This window comes from Alphaproteobacteria bacterium, from assembly GCA_039980135.1.
Lineage (GTDB): Bacteria > Pseudomonadota > Alphaproteobacteria > UBA6615 > UBA6615 > UBA8079.
The window spans coordinates 237,329-256,942 of record JBDXCV010000006.1; the positions used below are offsets into that span (position 1 = coordinate 237,329).

Annotated in this window: 18 protein-coding genes; 10 read left to right on the top strand and 8 right to left on the bottom strand. The window is 61.5% G+C overall.

The features are described from left to right. From ABJ363_09335 to ABJ363_09345, 3 genes are all read right to left on the bottom strand, one after another. Positions 1-1,077 carry an amino acid ABC transporter permease gene (locus ABJ363_09335; protein MEP4379189.1) on the bottom strand — a complete coding sequence of 359 codons (1,077 nt, stop codon included), beginning with the start codon at positions 1,075-1,077 and terminating at the stop codon, positions 1-3. Positions 1,078-1,109: 32 nt separating this feature from the next. Beyond that, positions 1,110-2,300, bottom strand: a complete 1,191-nt coding sequence (locus ABJ363_09340; protein MEP4379190.1) for an amino acid ABC transporter permease — start codon at positions 2,298-2,300, stop codon at positions 1,110-1,112. A gap of 78 nt (positions 2,301-2,378) precedes the next feature. Then, positions 2,379-3,410, bottom strand: a complete 1,032-nt coding sequence (locus tag ABJ363_09345) for an amino acid ABC transporter substrate-binding protein (GenBank protein MEP4379191.1) — start codon at positions 3,408-3,410, stop codon at positions 2,379-2,381. Positions 3,411-3,571: 161 nt separating this feature from the next. Between ABJ363_09345 and ABJ363_09350 the strand changes: the two genes are divergently transcribed. Beyond that, complete coding sequence (locus tag ABJ363_09350) at positions 3,572-4,546, top strand: hypothetical protein (protein ID MEP4379192.1); 975 nt, start codon at positions 3,572-3,574, stop codon at positions 4,544-4,546. Positions 4,547-4,558: 12 nt separating this feature from the next. Here the strand turns inward: ABJ363_09350 and ABJ363_09355 are convergent, their stop codons facing one another. Next, the gene (locus ABJ363_09355) at positions 4,559-5,536 is read right to left on the bottom strand and encodes a S1C family serine protease (GenBank protein MEP4379193.1); all 978 of its coding nucleotides are present in this window, start codon (positions 5,534-5,536) and stop codon (positions 4,559-4,561) included. Positions 5,537-5,941: 405 nt separating this feature from the next. On the opposite strand from ABJ363_09355, the gene ABJ363_09360 reads away from it, so the two are divergent. The 6 genes from ABJ363_09360 (at position 5,942) to glcF (ending at position 12,848) form a co-directional block, all read left to right on the top strand. Then, the gene (locus tag ABJ363_09360; GenBank protein MEP4379194.1) at positions 5,942-7,831 is read left to right on the top strand and encodes a calcium-binding protein; all 1,890 of its coding nucleotides are present in this window, start codon (positions 5,942-5,944) and stop codon (positions 7,829-7,831) included. A 122-nt stretch (positions 7,832-7,953) separates the two neighbouring features. Continuing rightward, positions 7,954-8,535, top strand: coding sequence for a peroxidase-related enzyme (locus tag ABJ363_09365; GenBank protein MEP4379195.1), 582 nt, complete (start codon positions 7,954-7,956; stop codon positions 8,533-8,535). A 96-nt stretch (positions 8,536-8,631) separates the two neighbouring features. Beyond that, the gene (ykgO, locus tag ABJ363_09370; GenBank protein MEP4379196.1) at positions 8,632-8,757 is read left to right on the top strand and encodes a type B 50S ribosomal protein L36; all 126 of its coding nucleotides are present in this window, start codon (positions 8,632-8,634) and stop codon (positions 8,755-8,757) included. A gap of 99 nt (positions 8,758-8,856) precedes the next feature. Next, positions 8,857-10,344 (top strand): FAD-linked oxidase C-terminal domain-containing protein, encoded by a 1,488-nt coding sequence (locus ABJ363_09375; protein MEP4379197.1) that lies wholly within the window; start codon positions 8,857-8,859, stop codon positions 10,342-10,344. 8 nt (positions 10,345-10,352) lie between these two features. Then, positions 10,353-11,552, top strand: coding sequence for a glycolate oxidase subunit GlcE (glcE, locus tag ABJ363_09380; GenBank protein MEP4379198.1), 1,200 nt, complete (start codon positions 10,353-10,355; stop codon positions 11,550-11,552). Positions 11,553-11,555: 3 nt separating this feature from the next. Further along, positions 11,556-12,848 (top strand): glycolate oxidase subunit GlcF, encoded by a 1,293-nt coding sequence (gene glcF / locus ABJ363_09385; protein ID MEP4379199.1) that lies wholly within the window; start codon positions 11,556-11,558, stop codon positions 12,846-12,848. Positions 12,849-12,863: 15 nt separating this feature from the next. Here glcF and ABJ363_09390 read toward each other — a convergent pair whose 3' ends face one another. Continuing rightward, positions 12,864-13,280: a lipocalin-like domain-containing protein gene (locus ABJ363_09390; protein MEP4379200.1), complete on the bottom strand. Its 417-nt coding sequence runs from the start codon at positions 13,278-13,280 to the stop codon at positions 12,864-12,866. An 82-nt stretch (positions 13,281-13,362) separates the two neighbouring features. Continuing rightward, a complete protein-coding gene (locus ABJ363_09395; protein MEP4379201.1) occupies positions 13,363-14,208 on the bottom strand; it encodes a DUF3883 domain-containing protein in 846 nt (281 codons plus the stop codon). Positions 14,209-14,337: 129 nt separating this feature from the next. Between ABJ363_09395 and ABJ363_09400 the strand changes: the two genes are divergently transcribed. From ABJ363_09400 to msrP, 3 genes are all read left to right on the top strand, one after another. Continuing rightward, positions 14,338-14,892, top strand: coding sequence for a tetratricopeptide repeat protein (locus ABJ363_09400; GenBank protein ID MEP4379202.1), 555 nt, complete (start codon positions 14,338-14,340; stop codon positions 14,890-14,892). Between the two features lie 136 nt (positions 14,893-15,028). Further along, a complete protein-coding gene (locus ABJ363_09405; GenBank protein ID MEP4379203.1) occupies positions 15,029-16,240 on the top strand; it encodes an MFS transporter in 1,212 nt (403 codons plus the stop codon). A 133-nt stretch (positions 16,241-16,373) separates the two neighbouring features. Further along, a complete protein-coding gene (gene msrP, locus ABJ363_09410; GenBank protein ID MEP4379204.1) occupies positions 16,374-17,351 on the top strand; it encodes a protein-methionine-sulfoxide reductase catalytic subunit MsrP in 978 nt (325 codons plus the stop codon). A 301-nt stretch (positions 17,352-17,652) separates the two neighbouring features. On the opposite strand, the gene ABJ363_09415 is transcribed toward msrP, so the two are convergent. Both ABJ363_09415 and trxB read right to left on the bottom strand, forming a co-directional pair. After that, positions 17,653-18,546: a LysR family transcriptional regulator gene (locus ABJ363_09415; GenBank protein ID MEP4379205.1), complete on the bottom strand. Its 894-nt coding sequence runs from the start codon at positions 18,544-18,546 to the stop codon at positions 17,653-17,655. A gap of 72 nt (positions 18,547-18,618) precedes the next feature. Beyond that, on the bottom strand, positions 18,619-19,590 hold the full coding sequence (trxB, locus tag ABJ363_09420) for a thioredoxin-disulfide reductase (GenBank protein MEP4379206.1): 972 nt from the start codon (positions 19,588-19,590) through the stop codon (positions 18,619-18,621). Positions 19,591-19,614: the final 24 nt, after the last annotated feature.

Here is a 19,614-nt window from a genome sequence, read left to right on the forward strand (position 1 = left end):
TCAGCGTTGGTCTGTGTCGAGCCGCCGTTCGAGGCGAATCGAGTATCGCGATATCGAGAAGCAGATCACGAAGAAGAACAGGGCGGCGAGCAGGAAGGTTTCGTGATCGACCTTGCCGATCCAATCCGGATTGGTTTGCAGCAGACGGGCCTGACCGAGGATGTCGAACAAACCGATGATGATGACGAGCGTCGTGTCCTTGAACAGGCCGATGAATGTGTTGACGATTCCGGGGATGGATATCTTGAGGGCCTGGGGCAGGATGATCAGCCGCATCGACTGCCAGTAGCGGAGCCCCATGGCCTGCGCCGCCTCGAACTGGCCCTGCGGGATGGCCTGCAGGCCGCCACGGATCACCTCCGCCATGTACGCCGACGCGAAGAGCGTGATCATGATCATCACCCGAACGAGCTGATCGAGCGATACCTCGGGCGGGAGGAAGAGCTGCAGGATCACGATTGCGACGAACAGAAGCGTGATGAGCGGCACGCCGCGAATGAACTCGATGAACCCGACAGAGAAGTAGCGCACGATCGGAAGCTTCGATCGCCGGCCGAGCGCCAGCAGGATGCCGACGGGCAGGGACAGAACGATCCCCGCAAGCCCGGCCACCAGGTTCAGCATGAAGCCGCCGAACTTGTCCGTGGTCACGCCTTCGAGCCCGAAGCCACCCACCAGCAGGATCGCGGCGATGACCGGATAGAACAGCGAGTACCAGCGTCCGTAACGAGCATAGGGAAGCCCGTCGAAAAGAATGAAGGCAAGCGCCGGGAACAGCAGGATGACACTCAAATTGACCCGCCAGTACGCATCCTGTGGATAGAAGCCATACAGAAACTGATCGATGCGCTGGTCGAGCCAGGCCCAACAGGCTCCTTCGGCCGTGCATTCTTTGCCGGTTTGGCCCGTGAAGTCTGCCGAGAGCACCGCCCAGTCGAGCAGGGGGGGAAACGTCCAATAGAGCAACAGAACAGACAGCAGCGTCAGCACGGTGTTCAGCAGGCCGCCGAAAAGATTTGTGCGCACCCAGCCGATGACGCCGACCGTCGATGTCGGGGCCGGGCGCTGTTCCAGCATCTCGGAATGATTGCGATGGAAAGCGTGTTCGCTCATCGTTCCACCAGCGCAATGTGCTTGTTGTACCAATTCATGAAGGCCGACGTGAGCAGGCTGATTGTCAGGTAGAACGCCATGAAGATCGAGATCACCTCCAGCGCCTGGCCGCTCTGATTCAGGACCGTGTCGCCGATTGAAACGATGTCCTGGTAGCCGATCGCGACCGCGAGTGAGGAGTTCTTGGTCAGGTTCAGATACTGGCTCGTCAGCGGCGGGATGATCACACGCAGCGCCTGGGGCAGGATGATCTTGCGCGTCGTCAGGCCGGGGCGCAGGCCGAGCGCAAATGCGGCCTCGGTCTGGCCCCTGGAGACCGATAGGATGCCCGCGCGCACAATCTCGGAAATGAACGCGCCCGTGTAGGTCGCGAGCGCGAGCCAGAGGGCGACCAGTTCGGGCGTGATGGTCAGTCCGCCGCGCAGGCGACCGAACCGGTTCGCGACGGGCACGTTCCAGTCGAGCGGCTGTCCGGCGCCAAAGAAGACGATAACGGGCAATCCGAATATGAGGGCGAGCCCTGCCGCGCCGACCGGGAAGGTTTGCCCCGTTGCCTCCTGGCGTGCACGCGCCCAACGCGCGACCGCGAAGGTGCCGATCAGCCCCGCGGCGATCGCAATGAGTACGAAACCCCAGCCGTCGAGAAAAACCGGTGCCGGGGCGGAGATACCGCTGTTGTTCAGGAATAGGGAATCGCCGATGTGCAGACTGTCCCGGACCTTGGGCAATGCGAGCAGGATCACCCACCAGAAGATGATCTGGAGGAGGACCGGCACGTTGCGGGTGAACTCGACATAGACCGCGACGAGCCGGCTGATCAGGAAGTTGTTCGACAGGCGCAGGACACCAGCGGTGAAACCGATGATCGTCGCCGTGATGATACCGAGTGCGGCGACCAGGATCGTGTTGAGCCCGCCCACGACAATCGCGCGGCCGTAGGTCGAGGTCGAGGCGTATGCAATGAGCCGCTGGTTGATATCGAATGACGCGGTGTCGTCAAGAAATCCATAGCCTGCGGCGAGACCGGCGCTTTGCAGGTTGGCAATCGTGTTCGAGACAATGAAGGCGATGAACAGCAGCAGCCCGAGCGCGAGCGCCAGCTGCAAGATGATTCCGCGCGCATACTCGTCTCGCCACAGGCGGGTGATACCTGTTGGGTCGGCGGCGGTCGCCGTGGTCTGGGTCATGTCCGGACCATCAAATACGAGCTTGCGAAATTAAGACCGCCCGGCGTCGGTGCCGGGCGGTCTCGGTTTCGGCGGTGCCTAGCGGATCGGCGGCGAGTAAAGGATGCCGCCGTTGGTCCACAAGGCATTGAGACCCCGTTCAAGACCCAATGCCGTGTCCGGCCCGAGATACTTGTCGAACATCTCGGCATAGTTGCCTTCTGCGGCGATTGCGTTGACTGCCCAGTCCTTGCTGAGACCCAACATCTCGCCTGTCGAGCCCTCGGAGCCGAGCATCCGGTTGATTTCCGGATTGTCGGTGCCCTTCGCCAGTTCGGCCACATTCGCCTTTGTAACGCCGAGTTCCTCGGCGGAAATCAGCGCGTTGAGTGTCCAGCGCGCGATGTCAGCCCACTGGTCGTCGCCCTGGCGGACGAGAGGTCCGAGCGGTTCCTTGGAGATGATCTCCGGGAAGACCATGTGGTTCTGCGCGTCGTCGAACGTCGCCTTCGTGGCCGCCAGGCCCGAGGCGTCGGTCGTATAGACGTCGCAACGCTCCGCTTCATAGGCCGCGCGGGCCTCGGCGTTCGTCTCGATCGGCACCGGCTCGTAGCTGATGTCGTTGTCGCGGGCGAAGTCGGCGAGATTCAGCTCCGTCGTCGTGCCGGTCTGGATGCAGATCGACGCACCGTCGAGCTCCGTGGCGCTCGTGATGCCCAGCGCCTTGCGGCCGATGAAGCCCTGGCCGTCATAGTAGTTCACGCCGACGAAGGTAAATCCGAGATCGACATCGCGCGACAATGTCCAGGTGGTGTTGCGCGACAGCACATCGATTTCACCCGAGGCGAGTGCGGGGAAGCGCTGTTTGCCGGTGAGGCTGACATATTTGACCTTGCTCGGATCACCGAGCACCGCGGCGGCAAGCGCCTTGCAGTAGGCAACATCGAACCCCTGCCAGTTGCCCTTGTCGTCGGTGAAGGCAAAGCCGGGAAGGCCCGTGTTCATCCCACAGTTCAACACGCCTGCGGCGCGGACGTCGTCCAGCGTGGCCGCGTGTGCGGCGTTTGTGTTGCCGCCAATCGCCATGAGCCCGGCGACGGCGATCACGCCTGTCAGTAGTTTGACTTTCATCTCGATACTCCCTGGTTGTTATCCACTAATGGATTTCCCCCACATAGGCGGTTGGATATTATTTTCTTATCGTGGGTGATCTTGCCTGTTTCGGGCTGTGCCCGACAACAGGGTTATCAAAAAAATTGATCGAGACGGTCCGTTGGAGTCAGACTCCCGGAATGCCTGTTTTTCAAGCATTTGTGCAGGGTTGGAAGCGTTGGGGCGCGGGTGCGATATGTGTCGGGCTGGCTGCCTGCGCGTCGCCGCCGGAAGTGACGACCGGAACCGGAGGGGCGCCGGGAAGGCCGGTCACGGTCGTGGCGTTCGGCGACATGCCGTATCGCGCTCAAGATTTTCCCGCGTATGAGCGACTGCTTCAGTCGATCAGCGCCACGGCGCCGGATGTCACCATCAATGTGGGTGATATCAAGGGGGGCGGACCATGTGACGAGGCGATCTACCTGCGCCAGCGCAACTATATGAACAGCGTGGCCGGCCCGTTGGTCTATACCCCCGGCGACAATGAATGGACGGACTGCCATCGGGACGGCTGGGGCGACTATGACCCGCGCGAACGCCTGTCGGTATTGCGCGATCTGTTTTTCGCTCAACCGGTCAGCCTGGGGCGCGCGCCGATCATGCTTGAGCGCCAATCCGATCTCTCTCCGGCGCACAGCGCGCTTGTGGAGAATGCGCGTTGGCGGATCAACGGGATATTGTTCGGGACGGCCCATGTGGTCGGTTCAAACAACGGGCGCAGGGCGGGCGACGCTGCAGCGATTGCGGAGTATGAAAGTCGGAATGCCGCGAACATTGCCTGGATCTCGGAGCTCTTCGAGATCGCACGCGCCGCACGCTCGACGGCGGTGGTGCTGGCGTTTCAGGCCGATCCCTACCTGCTTTACGGCCTGGGTGGGGGATTCCATGCAACCCTGGCCGCAATCACCGAAGGTGCGATCGCGTTTGGCGGCCCCGTGCTTGTGATTCACGGCGACGGGCATGTGTTCACCGTCGACAACCCGTTCCACGATAGTTTCGGCAATCAACTGGAGAATGTGTTTCGGGTCGAGGTGCCCGGCGCGCTCGATATTCGCGCGGTCCGGATCCGGGTCGACCCAGGTGCGCCAAGAATATTCGCAGTCGAAGCTTTCTGAGCCGGCTTGAGGCTAGTTGACGCGGGGCTTTTTCAGATAGTCCGCGCGTGCCGCGCTCTCGACGCTGACCGAAACAACCTGGCTGTCGCGATGCAGGGTCAGCGGTACCATCACCCCGGCATCGCCCAGGGACCATATCTTCCGGAAGAGGGTCGAGAGGCCGGAGATTTCCTCGCCGTCGACGCCGAGCACCATATCCCCGGGCTCGACACCGGCGCGCATCGCGGGCCCGCCCTCGGCGATCCCGGCGACAACGAGGTGGTTCTCGGCCTCGGCCGTCGTCATCCCAAGCCAGGGCCGTGCGGCCCGGCGTCGGCCGCCGAGCTCGATAATCTCATGGAGAATGGGCTTCAGCAGGTCGATGGGTACGATCATGTTGCCATCGATCTCGTCATCGTCGCCGGCGGCCTGCTGGATATACAGCGAGCCGATGCCGGCGAGGTGGCCCGCCTGGTTGATCACGGCGGCGCCGCTCCAGCGCGGGTGTGCAGGCACCGTGAAGATGGCGCTGTCGAGCACATACTCCCAGGACCCGGCGAACTCGCGAACCGAGATTACCTGGGTGTTGATGGCCGCCTCGCGCCCGCCCTGTCCGGCAACGATCAAGGAATCACCAGTCGATATCTCGGCGGATTCTCCCAGCGGCATCGCTGGCAGGTTCAGAACGCCCAATGCCTGCACAAGCCCGAATCCGGTTTCCTGGTCATAGCCGACGACATGGGCAGCATGGGCGCCGCCATGGTTGTCGATCAGCCAGACATCCTCGGCCTCGGTCACGAGATAACCGATGGTCAGGACCATGCCGTCGTTGCTGATGACCACGCCCTGGCCTTCTCGTTCGGTGCCGAGAATCGGCGCCGTGAAGGCGTCATCGGGAACACGTGACTGCAGCGCCACGACCGAGGAGAGTGTGCGCTCCAGGTCGAACGACACTTCATCGGGTTTCGGGTGCCGTCCGAGGTTCAGGTTCCAAGGGTGCGATTCACTCACGCCTTGCGCTCCGGTTGCTTGTGCCTGCGCTTCGTCGCGCATGTACGGGCAGGAGGGGTAGTGGTCTTGCACCCCTGCCGTCAAGTATCGGGGGTCCGGATGCGATTCGAAACAGCGCGCATTTCCCATATGACCCGACCGACTACAGTCGAATTCGGCATATTTATTGCTTCTATTTGGCTAAGGGCGGCCTTCGCGGCACCCCCAGATACTGGACCAGAAACTCTCGGTGTCGTTGTTTTATGTGTAAAAACAGTAATTTACATAGATAATGGACAAGAGGAGTTTACGAGACTGATTCAATATGCGGTACTAAAATATGCAGAATGCGACAGATTTTCGCATTTCGAATAGCGTATTGGCGGGCGTTCAGACCGAGAATCAGGCGCGTAGAGGCAGGTGACGATGGCGAAGATTAATGGCAGCGGCATTCTGGATTTGCTCAATGGGACGTTGGGCGGCGATACCATCAAGGGCTATGGCGGCGACGATATCCTGAACGGGTTGGGCGGCAGCGATAAGCTTTACGGTGGCGACAACAACGACATTCTGAACGGCGGTGATGGCGCCGATCGCCTGTATGGCGACAATGGAACCGATACGCTGAACGGCGGCAACGGCGCGGACCGGCTCTATGGCGGCGCCGGGAATGACGACGTCCGGGGCGACGCTGGCAACGACAGGGCGTGGGGTGGTGACGGCAACGATCAGCTGCGCGGCGGTGACGGCGCCGATCAACTCCGCGGTGATGACGGCGACGATTTTCTGTGGGGCGATGTCGGCAATGACAAGGCCTGGGGCGGCATTGGCGATGATCAGCTCCACGGCGGTGCCGGTAACGACATTCTCTATGGCGATGATGGTGACGACCACATCTGGGGCGATGACGGCAACGACAAGCTCTATGGCGGCAAGGGCAACGACAATCTGCAGGCCAGTCTCGGAGCCGATATCCTCTCCGGGCAGGATGGCAACGACACCCTTGATGGCGGCGAGGGCAAGGACACCCTCGACGGCGGAAATCACAACGACATCCTCTTCGGCGGACTGGGCAATGACACGCTGCGCGGTCGCAATGATGAAGACGAACTTCATGGCGGCGGGGACGACGACAGGCTCTACGGTGACGGCGGCAACGATGATCTGTTCGGTGACGACGGTGCCGACAGGCTGTATGGCGGCGGCGGCAATGACACGCTCAATGGCGGTGCGGGTGCCGATCTGGTTGAAGGCGATGGCGGCGATGATTCGATCGACGGCGGCGACGGTGCCGATACCCTGAAAGGCGAGTCCGGCAATGACACGGTCTATTTCGACGCCTCCGATGTCATGCAGACCATGTTCGGTCTCGATGTCTACGGACTTGCCGATACGCTGGTCGATGGCGGCAGCAACTACGATACGCTGGTCGGTACCGACGGCGGCGATTTAATCGATCTGGGCGACGATGCCTTTGCCGGCAAGCAAGGCAATTTCGAGCGGATCGAAGGCGGCAAGGGTGATGATGTGATCCTCAGCGAGGACGGCATCACCGTGAATACCGCATTCTCCATCGATGGCGGCGAAGGGTCCGATGTGATTTCGGCATTTGGCACCAACACCCCCAACAAGAACATTTCCCACATCGACCCGTCCTACAACGACGCGAACGGCGAGTGGACGATTCAGTTCAACGGGCAGGGTGGCAGCCAGTCCGTGGTCCTCACGCAGGCCCAGGTCCAGGCCGAATCGACCTGGGATCCGCAGCAGAGTGCCAAGTCGATATTCGACAACGCGAACTTCACCAAGGGCAATTTCTTCGATGGCGGCGCGGGCGCAAACCAGCGGGTCGAGGGATCCGAGGGCACCGATATTATCTTCGGCGGCGAGGCGGACGGCATCACCGATGCCAACGGCTATGACGATCATATCTATGCCAGTCACGGCAACGACATCCTCGTCGGCGGTGCGGACTACGACGTCTATTATTTCGGCCGCGGTGACGGGAAGGACTACATCTTCGACGGCAACGGCGAGGATGGTTCGGGCTATTCCAACGCGCTGGTTCTGTTCGAGGGGTTTGACTCGAACGGCGACAAGGGCACCGAGGGTGTCGGCGTGAACGACATCAAGTTCACCAACAACGGCGACGGTACCTGGAAGATCGAGTTCGTGAACCCGGTGACCCAGCAGGCCAATGGCGACGGGACGATCACCTTCGCGGCTGGTGAAATCAGCGATATCAACCTGCGCGATGGCTCGACCGTCGTGCAGTACACCTACAACGACGGCACCGACAATTACGACGTCGTCTGACGAATTTACTTACCTCTCCAACTCCAATGATCCACTGCGCGATCGGCATTGCCGGTCGCGCTTTTTCTTGGTTGCGACCTATACTGGTCGTCATGCCCAGATGAACATGATGGACCCGTGAAATGACCGCGCAGCCCGACCATATCCATGCCCTCGATTTACAGATTCCCGGCGCCGAAGATTTGGACGAGGATTTGCGGAAGTATTTCGCCGTTTGCCAGGATAAGCTCGGCATGGTGCCGAACGTGCTGCAGAGTTACGCGGTGGTGCCGGAGCGCCTGCGCGCCTTCATCGCCATGTACAACGAACTGATGTTGTCCGAGATGAGCCTGAGCCCTCTGGAGCGCGAGATGATCGCGACCGTCGTCTCGTCGGAAAATAAATGCTTTTACTGCGTGGTGGCCCATGGTGCGGGTGTTCGCGAACTGTCGGGCGACCCGGCACTCGGAGAACTGATGGCCATTAACTATCGCGCCGCAGAGATTCCGCCGCGCCAGCGTGCGATGCTCGACTTCGCCGTGAAAATGACCAACGCCCCTGCTGAGGTCGAGGAAACCGACCGTCAGGCCTTGCGGGACGCGGGTTTCGACGAGCGCGATATTCTCGATATTGCCAATGTCGCGGCCTTCTTCAACATGACGAACCGGGTCTCGACAGCGCTGGACCGGATGCCCAATCCGGAATATCACGCCAGGGCGCGATGAATCCGGTTCCGGACCGTTGACATGATGGTGTGGCGGGGCTAGTTTCCGCGCGTTTCCGCCATTTGGGGCGGCATTTTTATATTTGGGAGCGGTCCGATGAAGGTCGCAAGTTCGCTGAAGACACTCAAGAAGCGCGGCCGTGGCTGCCAGGTCGTACGCCGGCGTGGGCGCATCTACGTGATCAACAAGCGCAACCCCCGCTTCAAGGCGCGCCAGGGCTGAGCCTCGCGTCTTACGAAGTGCTGAAAAGACCGCGCGTTTTGCGCGGTTTTTTGTTGCCCTCTGCCCGCTATACTCCAGGTCCCGTTTTGGAGATTTCACATGAAGATGCCTGAACCCGATGCCCAGACCCTGGCCCGGCGCGAGGAGATCGTCGCGGCCATGCGTGAGCTCGTGCCGGGCGAAGGGGTCATCGCCGATGAGACAGGCCTGGCGGTCTATGAATCCGACGGGCTGACCGCCTACCGGCAACTGCCGATGATCGTCGTCCTGCCCGAAACGGTCGCGCAGGTCTCGGCGATCATGCGCTATTGCAACGAGAATGCGGTGAAGATCGTCCCGCGTGGCGCCGGCACGTCCTTGTCGGGCGGCGCCTTGCCTGCCGCCGATGCCATCACGCTCGGGCTTGGAAAGTTTAACCGTGTGCTCGAGATCGATTACGAGAATCGTTGCGCCGTCGTTCAGCCGGGGGTCACAAATCTGGGAATCACCCACGCGGTCGAGGCGGATGGTTTCTACTACGCGCCCGACCCTTCGAGCCAGATCGCCTGCACAATCGGCGGCAATGTGGCGGAGAATTCCGGGGGCGTGCATTGCCTGAAATACGGCCTGACCACAAACAATATCCTGGGCATCGAGATGGTCCTGCCCGATGGCGAGATACTGCGTCTCGGCGGCAAGCATATGGATTCCGAAGGCTATGACCTGCTCGGCCTGATGACCGGCTCGGAAGGTCTGCTCGGCGTGATCACGGAGGTTACGGTCCGTATCCTGCCAAAGCCGGCCACGGCGCGCGCACTGATGATTGGGTTTGAATCCAGCACCGCCGGCGGCCAGTGCGTTGCCGATATCATCGGCGCGGGCATCATTCCCGGCGGCATGGAGATGATGGACCGGCCCGCGATCAAGGCTGCGGAGGCCTTCGTCCAGGTCGGATATCCGCTTGATGTGGAGGCGCTGCTTCTGGTGGAACTCGACGGCCCGCCGGTCGAGGTGGACTATCTGATCGGCCGGGTGCGCGAGATTGCCGAAGGGCTGGGCGCGGTCTCGATCCGGGTCTCGGAGAGCGAAGACGAACGCAATCAGTTCTGGGCGGGCCGCAAGGCGGCGTTCCCTGCGATCGGTCGCCTGACGCCGGATTATTACTGCATGGACGGCACCATCCCGCGTCACCGCCTGCCCGAGGTGCTCGAGCGCATGTCGGGCCTGTCCGAGAAATACGGTCTCGGCGTCGCCAACGTATTTCATGCCGGCGATGGCAACCTGCATCCGTTGATCATGTATGACGCCAACAAGCCGGGTGAGCTGGACCGGGCGGAGAATTTCGGCTCCGACATCCTGCGCCTGTGCGTCGAAGTGGGCGGCGTCCTGACCGGCGAGCATGGCGTCGGCGTCGAGAAGCGCGATCTGATGTCCGAGGTGTTCAGCGAGGACGATCTGAACCAGCAGCAGCGGGTCAAATGTGCGTTCGACCCGAACCAGCTGCTCAATCCGGGCAAGGTCTTCCCGACCCTGCACCGCTGCGCCGAGCTCGGCCGCATGCATATTCATCGCGGCAAGATGCCGTTTCCCGATCTGCCGCGTTTTTGAGTTTGGCGATGGTTGAAACCTTCAAACCCGAAACCGCCGAACAGGTCGTTGAGGCGATTGCCTGGGCGACCGGCGAGGAGACGCCCGTCGAAATCGTCGGTACCGGGACCAAGCACGGCTTCGGGCGGCCCATGGGCGACGGCAACCGCACCATCGCCCACGCGATCGATCTTTCCGGACTTTCGGGCATCACCCTGTACGAGCCAGAGGAGCTGGTCCTGTCGGCCTGGGCGGGCACGCCGCTGGCCGAAATCGAGGCCGCCGTCGCGGCGAAAGGGCAAATGCTGGCGTTCGAGCCGCCGCATTTCGCACGCTTGTACGGAAACGAGGGCGGTACGCTGGGCGGCATGATCGCCTGTAATCTGGCCGGCCCGCGTCGGGTCAAGGCGGGCGCGGCGCGCGACCATATTCTGGGGATCGAGGCGGTGACGGGCCGTGGCGATCTGGTGAAGAGCGGCGGCCGGGTGGTCAAGAACGTTACCGGCTACGACCTGTCGAAGCTGTTGACCGGGTCCTTCGGCACTCTGGCGGCGCTGACCCGGATCACGATCAAGGTGCTGCCCGCCGCGGAGACCGAGGAAACAATCCTGCTGTCCGGCCTGGACGACGCTGCGGCTATCGAAACCATGACGGCGGCGCTGAACTCCAGCAACGAGGTGTCCGGGGCGGCACATTTGCCGGACGGACTGGCATCCACCCAAGGTCCGGTCACCGCGTTCCGGGTCGAGGGCTTCGTTCCCTCGGTGTCGGCACGTGCCGAAGCGCTACAGGAGCTGGTTGGCACACGCGGGAGGGTCACGACGCTTGATCGTGAGGCGTCAAAAGCCTTCTGGACATCCGTGCGCGACGCCGAGGGTGTGGGCGACGGTAAATCGCCGCTCTGGCGCCTCTCCGTCACACCGGACAGGGCGGCCGATGTTACGGCCGCCATCCTGGCCGAAGTCCCGGGGACGGTAATGTATGACTGGGGGGGTGGATTGATCTGGTTCCGCGCCGATGGCGCGGACGTCGCGGCAAACGTACGCGCCGCGCTCGCCGCAAACGGCGGTGGTCATGCCACCCTGGTGCGTGCGCCGAACAATACGCGCCGCAATGTCGATGTGTTCGAGCCGCAGCCCGCCCCGCTGGCGGCGCTGTCGCGCCGGGTCAAGGAAAGCTTCGATCCGCGCCATATCCTCAACCCCGGCCGCATGTATAACGGGGTCTGATCGATGCAAACGCACTTCTCACTCGCCCAGCTCGCCGATCCCGACATCGCGGTCGCCAACGACATCCTGCGTGCCTGCGTGCATTGCGGCTTCTGCACCGCGACCTGTCCGACCTATGCCTTGTTGGGCGACGAACTCGACAGCCCGCGCGGACGCATCTACCTGATGAAGCAGATGCTTGAAGCCGACGCGCCGGCCGATGAGGAGACCGTCCGGCATGTGGACCGATGCTTGTCGTGCCTTTCCTGCATGACCACATGCCCGTCTGGCGTGCACTACCAGCATCTGGTCGATCACGGCCGCAAACATATCGAACAGACATACACCCGGCCCCTGTTCGAGCGGATGATCCGCTGGACGCTGGCCTGGTCCATCCCCCATCCGTTGCGGTTTCGCACATTGCTGGCTGCGGCATCGCTGGCACGTCCGCTGCGTGGACTGTTTCGCGGGCGTACGCGCGCGATGCTGGATCTCGCCCCGACCGATCTGGGCCCGCCGTCCCCCGTGGACGTACCCCAGGTCTTCCCCGCCGAAGGTACGCGCCGCGGCCGGGTTGCATTGCTGAACGGTTGCGCGCAGACCGTGATCGCGCCACAGATCAACGAGGCGACCGTGCGGTTGCTGACCCGGATCGGTGTCGAGGTCGTGGTGGCGGACGGCGCGGGCTGCTGCGGTTCTCTCGTGCATCATATGGGCAAGGTCGATGCGTCCCACGCGCAAGCTGCCGCGAATATCGATGCCTGGATCGCCGAAGCAGATGGCAAAGGCCTTGATGCCATTATCATCAACACCAGCGGTTGTGGCACCACGGTCAAGGATTACGGGTTCATGTTCCGCGAGGATGCGGCGTATGCGGACAAGGCCGCGCGTGTTTCGGCTCTGACCCGCGATGTGAGCGAGTATCTTGCGGCGCTGGAGCCCGAGCTGAAGCCGGTCGCAGACATCCCCGATATGCGGGTGACCTATCACGCGGCCTGCTCGCTGCAGCACGGTCAGCAGATCCGTACGCCACCCAAGGCGTTGCTGGCGGCGGCCGGGTTCACGGTGAGCGAGCCTGGCGAGGGGCATCTGTGTTGCGGCTCGGCCGGTACCTACAACATCCTGCAGCCGGAGATCGCCGGGCGTTTGCGGGACCGCAAGGCGGCGAACATCGCCCGCACGACGCCCGAAGTGGTTGCCACGGGGAACATCGGCTGCATCACACAGCTTGCCGGGGCGCTCGACGCGCCGGTGGTCCATACGGTCGAGCTGCTCGACTGGGCGACGGGCGGTCCGAAACCGAAGAAACTCGGTTAGACCGCCAGATCCGGTCTATTTGTGGCGTTCCCAGATGATGGTGGAGGTCGACACGCCGTCGCTGCCTTCACCCTTCAGCACCATGCGATCGCCCTGATGATCGATCACGCGTTTGCGGTCCTGGCCCACGAAATTCTCGTTCAGCGCATGCTCGACATGGTGTGTGACGGTGTTGCCGTCGAGCGACCAGCGTCCGGCGTAGCTCAGATAGCTGTCGAACATGCGGGCTTTATCGGCATCCGTGGCGTCGGGCATGGCGGGGAACGGACGGCTGCGCGACCGGGTGATCGCGCACATATGGCCGTCGGGGCTGTACATGATGATGCCCATGGGGTCGGCACCCTGGTTCGGGGTTGTGGTGCCGTCGGGGTTCTCCCGGAAGGTGTCGACGAGATTCCAGGCTCCGATGATGTCTTCGGGTTTGAGGGCCATGAGGGGGGTGTCCTGAGCAGAAGAAACGAGAACTCCATTATAGCGCGAACCGGTGGTCGACGAAGCTGCGACCGACCGGGCGCTACGTTCCGAACGATGCACGGTAGTTCGTGGCACTCAGGATCACAGATGATTCAAGCGGCGGAGAAATTTTGAATGCCTTTGGCTCGCGGACAAAGTCGTAGAGACGTACGATTCGAAATGAATCCGGACGTTCGGCCGATAGTGAACGTTCGTTCTCTGTCAGATAGAAGGGCGTTTTTTTAGGCCCGGTAGTAGTTTTGACCTCAAGAAGGCGCTCTTGTCCTGATGACGCGAACGATAGAATGTCGTAGCCGGCACCGTCTCCGCGCTCTTTGGATGTCCACTCCACTTTACGCGCTAGATCCTCCCTTCCTGCGGCATTCAGTCTTGCTCGCTCCGAATCCAGCACTTTCCTTTCACCCTGCTCACCTAGTTCGCGGTTGCGAACATCGCGCTCGGCGGGATTGAACTTGCGAACGAGGCGTTTGATGTCTTCGTTGGTAGGTGTTTCAGACTCATTTAGAATCGGCGGAGGCTCGAAATACAGTGTGCTGGAGTCGGTTACTTCGGCCAACGAGCTATTCAGCCGGGTTTCCATCTCCTGTCCTCGGCTTGCCAGATATCTTTCAATTCCGTCGATGAGAGTTTTCTGAAAATTAACAGCCGGCTTGTAGCCGAGAATCCATGGTCGTCCGAGCTGCTCCAGCACCGCACTTATGTTTTGATGTTTGTACTCGATCGAGCCTTTTGATCTACCGGTTAGCCTTTGAAGTTCAGTGTTTCTCTGAGACTTTATGTATGGTTCACCAGCTAGTTCTTTCCAGAGCATCCCAAAGTAGTCCGCCACGATGAGATCAATCTCACTGGCAGACCAAGGAGTTCCGGAAGGGTTACCGTCGACCATGAAATAGAAAAAGCACGAACAGGAACGAACGACAAGTTTCTCTATCTTCGTGCCAACTCCTGTTCACATCCGTGTGGTCTTCTATGAACCCACTTGAGCCGCTCGCAGGGGTCGTCGCATAATTGGTACATGCGCAAATTGTGCCTCGCCATCGTCATTGCCATCGCGATCACCGGGCCGCGCCACGCTGGGGCGGACCAGAACGACCCGCGCCTCGACAATCTCTTCCTGATCCTGCAGTCGAGCGAAGAGGAGATTGAGATACGCGCGGCCGAGAATCTGATCTGGACGACCTGGATTGCGCATGAGAACAGCGAGAACACGCGGTTGATGTACATGGGGATCAAGGCCATGGCGGACCGGCGTTTCGACGACGCGGTGGAGCTGTATACCGCGCTGATCGACCAGGCGCCGGACTATGCCGAGGCCTGGAACAAGCGGGCCACCGTCTATTTCATCCAAGGCAAGCTCGCCCTGTCGTCGGCCGATGTCGAACAGACATTGGCGCTCGAGCCCCGGCATTTCGGTGCCCTCAGTGGGTTGGGACAGATCGAAATGCTGCGCGGCAACGGGGATGCTGCGCTGCAGGCGTTCGAGGATGCGGTGAAGGTCCACCCCCGAATGGCGGGGATGCATGACCTCATTCGGGACCTGAAACAGCGGGTGCGCGGGCAGGAACTGTAGGCGCGACCGGGCATTGGGGTTGATCGGTGCTCGACTTTTTGTGTCGCGCGACCGATGTTCATGCAATCAAGCGATTCCATGCTGAATGCTGCGGTTCTCCCGACCCGCATTTGGTTTCAAACACCGGAAGGTATCGATGACCCTGGCTCTCAACCGACAACAGGTAATGGTGATGGGTGCCGGCGCATTCCTGCTCGCGGTGGTGCTCGGCGTCCGCCAGGTGCTCGGGATGTACCTGGTGCCGATGACCATAGACCTTGGCTGGAGCCGCGAGCTCTTTGGAATAGCCATGGGGCTCCAGAACCTGGTCTGGGGGGCATCGCAACCCTTCATCGGCGGGCTTGCCGACCGCTACGGTTCTGGCCGGGTCATTGTCGGCGGCGCGATCTGTTATGCGCTTGGCGTACTGGGTATGGCGAGCGCGATCACGCCGACGGAATTGTTGATCTCCGGTGGCGTACTGATCGGTCTCGGCATGAGCGGTGTGGGCATGGCTGTCGTCTATGGCGCCGTTGCGCGGATGGTGGCTCCCGAAAAACGGACCTATGCCATGGCGATCGTCAGCACGATCGGTGCGCTCGGCCCGTTCCTGTTGCCCCCGGTCACCCAGATCGTAATCGGCGGCTTTGGCTGGGAAGTGTCGCTCGTCGCAACCGCAGGTGTGGTGGCGTTGATGATTCCGCTCGGCGCGATGATCCGCGGCAGGGCCGACAACGAGGCCGGCGCGGCGCCACAGAGCTGGACACAGGCACTCGGCGAAGCGCGCAAGAATCGCGGCTACCTGCTCCTGGTCGCGGGTTTCTTCGTCTGCGGCTTCCACGTCACGTTCATCGGCACCCACCTGCCAGGTTTTGTTGCCTGGTGCGGGCTCGCGGCGACGGTCGGGGGGTGGGCCTTGTTCATGATCGGCGGCGGCAACATCATTGGCACCTTTACGGCGGGTGTGCTCAGCAACCGGTTCAAGCAGAAAAACCTCTTGAGTCTGATCTATCTGGCGCGCGCCGCTCTGATCGCGTGGATGATGCTGATGCCCAAGACCGAGCTTACGATCTACATCTTCTCCGGTGTATTCGGATTGCTTTGGCTCTCCACGGTGCCGCTCACCAGCGGCGTGGTGGCCAGGATATTCGGCGCACGCCATCTCGGCATGCTGTTTGGGTTGGTCTTCTTCAGCCATCAGATCGGCGCGTTCCTCGGCGCCTGGCTCGGTGGCCTGAACTTCGACGTAACCGGGGATTATAACGCGGTCTGGTTCACCTCGATCCTGCTCGGGCTGCTGGCGGCGGCGCTGCACTGGCCGATCCGCGACGAGCCTGTGGAGCGGCTTTTGTCTCCGCAATCTGCCTGATTTCGCCCCGGTTTCCGGGGATAACACCGCAAACACGCATTTATTCCGTTATGCGGAATTCAAGCAGGCGTGACTTGTTTTCGTTCGTGCGCACCCCCATCGTAGGGTCACGCACGAACGAACGGAGATCGACATGCTGGTGAAGGTGAAGCGGGGCTGGGAGTTGCCCGAGAGCGCGGTGACGCCCGAAGATATCTATCTCAATCGCCGGCAGATCGTGAAGGCGCTGGGGGTCGCTCCCGCTATCGCGGCGACCGCGAGTGTTTTGCCGTCAGGCATGGCGATGGCCGCGACCGACCCGTCCGCCGGCCTCTATCCCGTGCCACGTAACGAGAAGTACACGGTCGACCGTGCGCTCACGGCAGAGAAAGAGGCGACGAGCTACAACAATTTCTATGAATTCGGCTCCCACAAACAGATCTCGCGCGCCGCACAACGTCTTGAAACCCGTCCCTGGAATATCGTCATCGACGGGATGGTCGAGAAGGAGTTTGAGATCGGGATCGACGATCTGTTGAAGCAGGTCTCGCTGGAGGAACGGGTCTATCGCCATCGCTGTGTCGAGGCCTGGGCGATGACGGTGCCCTGGTCCGGGTTTCCGATGAAACAGCTGGTCGATCTGGCCAAGCCGACGTCCGGCGCGAAGTATGTGACGATGCAGACGATTGCCGAGAGCAAGGCGGAAATGCCGGGCCTGCGCCAGTTCTGGTATCCGTGGCCTTATCAGGAAGGCCTGACGATGGAAGAGGCGACCAACGACCTGGCCTTCATGGTTACCGGCCTGTACGGCAAACCGGTCCCACCCCAAAATGGTGCGCCCCTGCGCCTTGCGGTGCCGTGGAAGTACGGATTCAAGTCGATCAAGTCGATCATCCGCTTCTCGTTCACGGACAAACAGCCCATGACCTTCTGGGAATCGCTTCAGGCCAAGGAATATGGCTTCTGGGCCAACGTCAATCCGGAGATCGATCATCCGCGCTGGAGCCAGGCCACCGAATGGCTGCTGGGTGGTCGCCAGAGCGACCGTGTGCCGACGCGGCTCTACAACGGCTACACGGAGTTCGTGGCAGGCATGTATCCCGCCGATGCGGGTGACGTCTACTTCCGCTAGACACGGACGCGGGCTTGCGCAAACCCGTTTTCCAAAAATAAAGCCGGGCCCCGAAGGGCCCGGCAAGTGAACAGGGAGGCGTTACGTCTTTGGGAGACGCCGAGGCCGTGTTCAATGGCCTCGAAAGCCGCAGGTCCGCTGGGAGGAACAGACCGGCAGCGTGGTGCGTGTCGCACCGTGTGTATCCATTAGATAGTGTGCCGAAGCCCCGAGGAGGAGGCCGCTAAACCGTTAACCAGACATGCGCGTATTGCATGGCTTGAAAGTGTGTGATTCCAGAGGCTTGGCGGAACGCAATGCCCTAGAAACGCGTTTCTGCGACCTTGCTCAGCAGAAAATCCCGGAAAACCGCGATTCGTTGCGAGTTGCGCAGTTCCTCTGGATAGACGAAATACGCATCGTTCCCCGGACCCTCGAGTTCGGGCAGGATTCGTACAAGGCTCTTGCCTTCGCGGGCCAGGAAATCCGGCAAGCCTGCGACACCGACCCCCGCCTCGACCGCGCGAAACATCCCGTAGAGATTGTTCAGGGTCAGGACCTTGCGTGGCTCTTCGTTGGTGGCATCGCGTACCGCATTCAGGAGCCAGTTGATATTGGCCACCGGCATGGCGACATCCTCGCCATAGGCGATCAGGTCATGGTTCGCCAGGTCCCTGACCTTCTCCGGCATTCCCCGGTTCTGCAGGTAGTCGGGCGACGCGAAGATGTGGGTGTGCACACGCGTCAGGCGGCGCTGGATCAGGTCGCCCTGGGTCGGTGGGGTGAGCCGGATCGCACAGTCCGCTTCCCGCATGGAAACATCAAGCTCCTCGTCGGTGGTGACGAGGTTCACCTCGATGTCCGGGTACATATCGATGAATTCGGAGATGCGCGGTGTCAGCCAGAGTGAGCCCAGTCCGACGGCCGTGGCGATCTTGAGCGGACCCTGGGGCCGCTCCTGGGAATCTGTCAACCGTGCCTCGACCATGGTCAGCTTGGCGAACACATCGTGCACGGTGCGATATAAAAGCTCGCCCTGTTCGGTCAGGATCAGGCCGCGCGCATGACGGTGAAACAGTCGCGAGCCGAGGCTGTCCTCGAGGGAACTGATCTGCCGGCTGACAGCCGATTGGCTCAGATGCAGGACCTCACCCGCATGGGTGAAGCTGCCAGCATCTGCCACCGCGTGAAAAATACGCAGTTTGTCCCAATCCATGGCCATAAGGCCGTTCCCCCACGGATCGTCTCACACGAGACGCGCGCGATGCGAAATTGCGTGTGCGCTGGCTTATTCGGCCGCGTTCTGCGTGGCCTCGTCTTCATGCTCGGCAACATACTTCGCTGCTTCAAGTGCCGCCATGCAGCCCATGCCTGCGGCCGTCACGGCCTGACGGTAGATCTTGTCCTTGACGTCACCCGCAGCAAAGACGCCCGGGATGTTGGTGGCCGTGCTGTCCGGTGCGGTGACGAGGTAACCTTCGTCATCCATATCCAGCTTGCCCTGGAACACTTTGGTGTTCGGGTCATGCCCGATGGCGATGAAGACACCATCCACTTCGAGGTCCTGACTGTCGCCGCTTTTGGTGTTCTTGAGCTTGGCGCCGGTCACGCCAAGCGGCTCATCCGTGCCCACGACCTCTTCCAGGACCGTGTCCCAGGCGACGTCGATCTTCTCATGACGCATCAGGCGGTCCTGCATAATCTTCTCGGCGCGGAGCTCGTCGCGGCGATGAATCAGGGTGACCTTCGAGGCGAAATTGGTGAGGAACAGCGCTTCTTCGACGGCCGTGTTGCCGCCGCCGATCACGGCGACCGGCTTGTCGCGATAGAAGAACCCGTCGCATGTGGCGCAGGCCGACACGCCGAAGCCCGAGAATTTCTGCTCGCTTTCTAGGCCCAGCCACTTGGCCGAGGCACCCGTCGCCACGATGACCGTGTCGCCGGTGTACACGTCGCCGGAATCACCGGTGCAGGTGAAGGGCGTGGTGCTGAAGTCCACGTCGACGATCAGATCGTCGAAGATTTCCGTCCCCACTTTTTCGGCCTGCTCGACCATCTGCTCCATGAGCCAAGGGCCCTGGATCACGTCGGCAAAGCCCGGATAGTTCTCGACTTCCGTCGTGATCGTGAGCTGACCGCCCGGCTGCATGCCGTGCACCATGATGGGTTTGAGGTTCGCGCGTGCGGCGTAGATGGCGGCGGTGCAGCCGGCGGCCCCGGAGCCTAGGATCAGAACCTTGGTGTGATGTGTCTCGGACATGATGTGAGCGTCCTCTGGTTGATT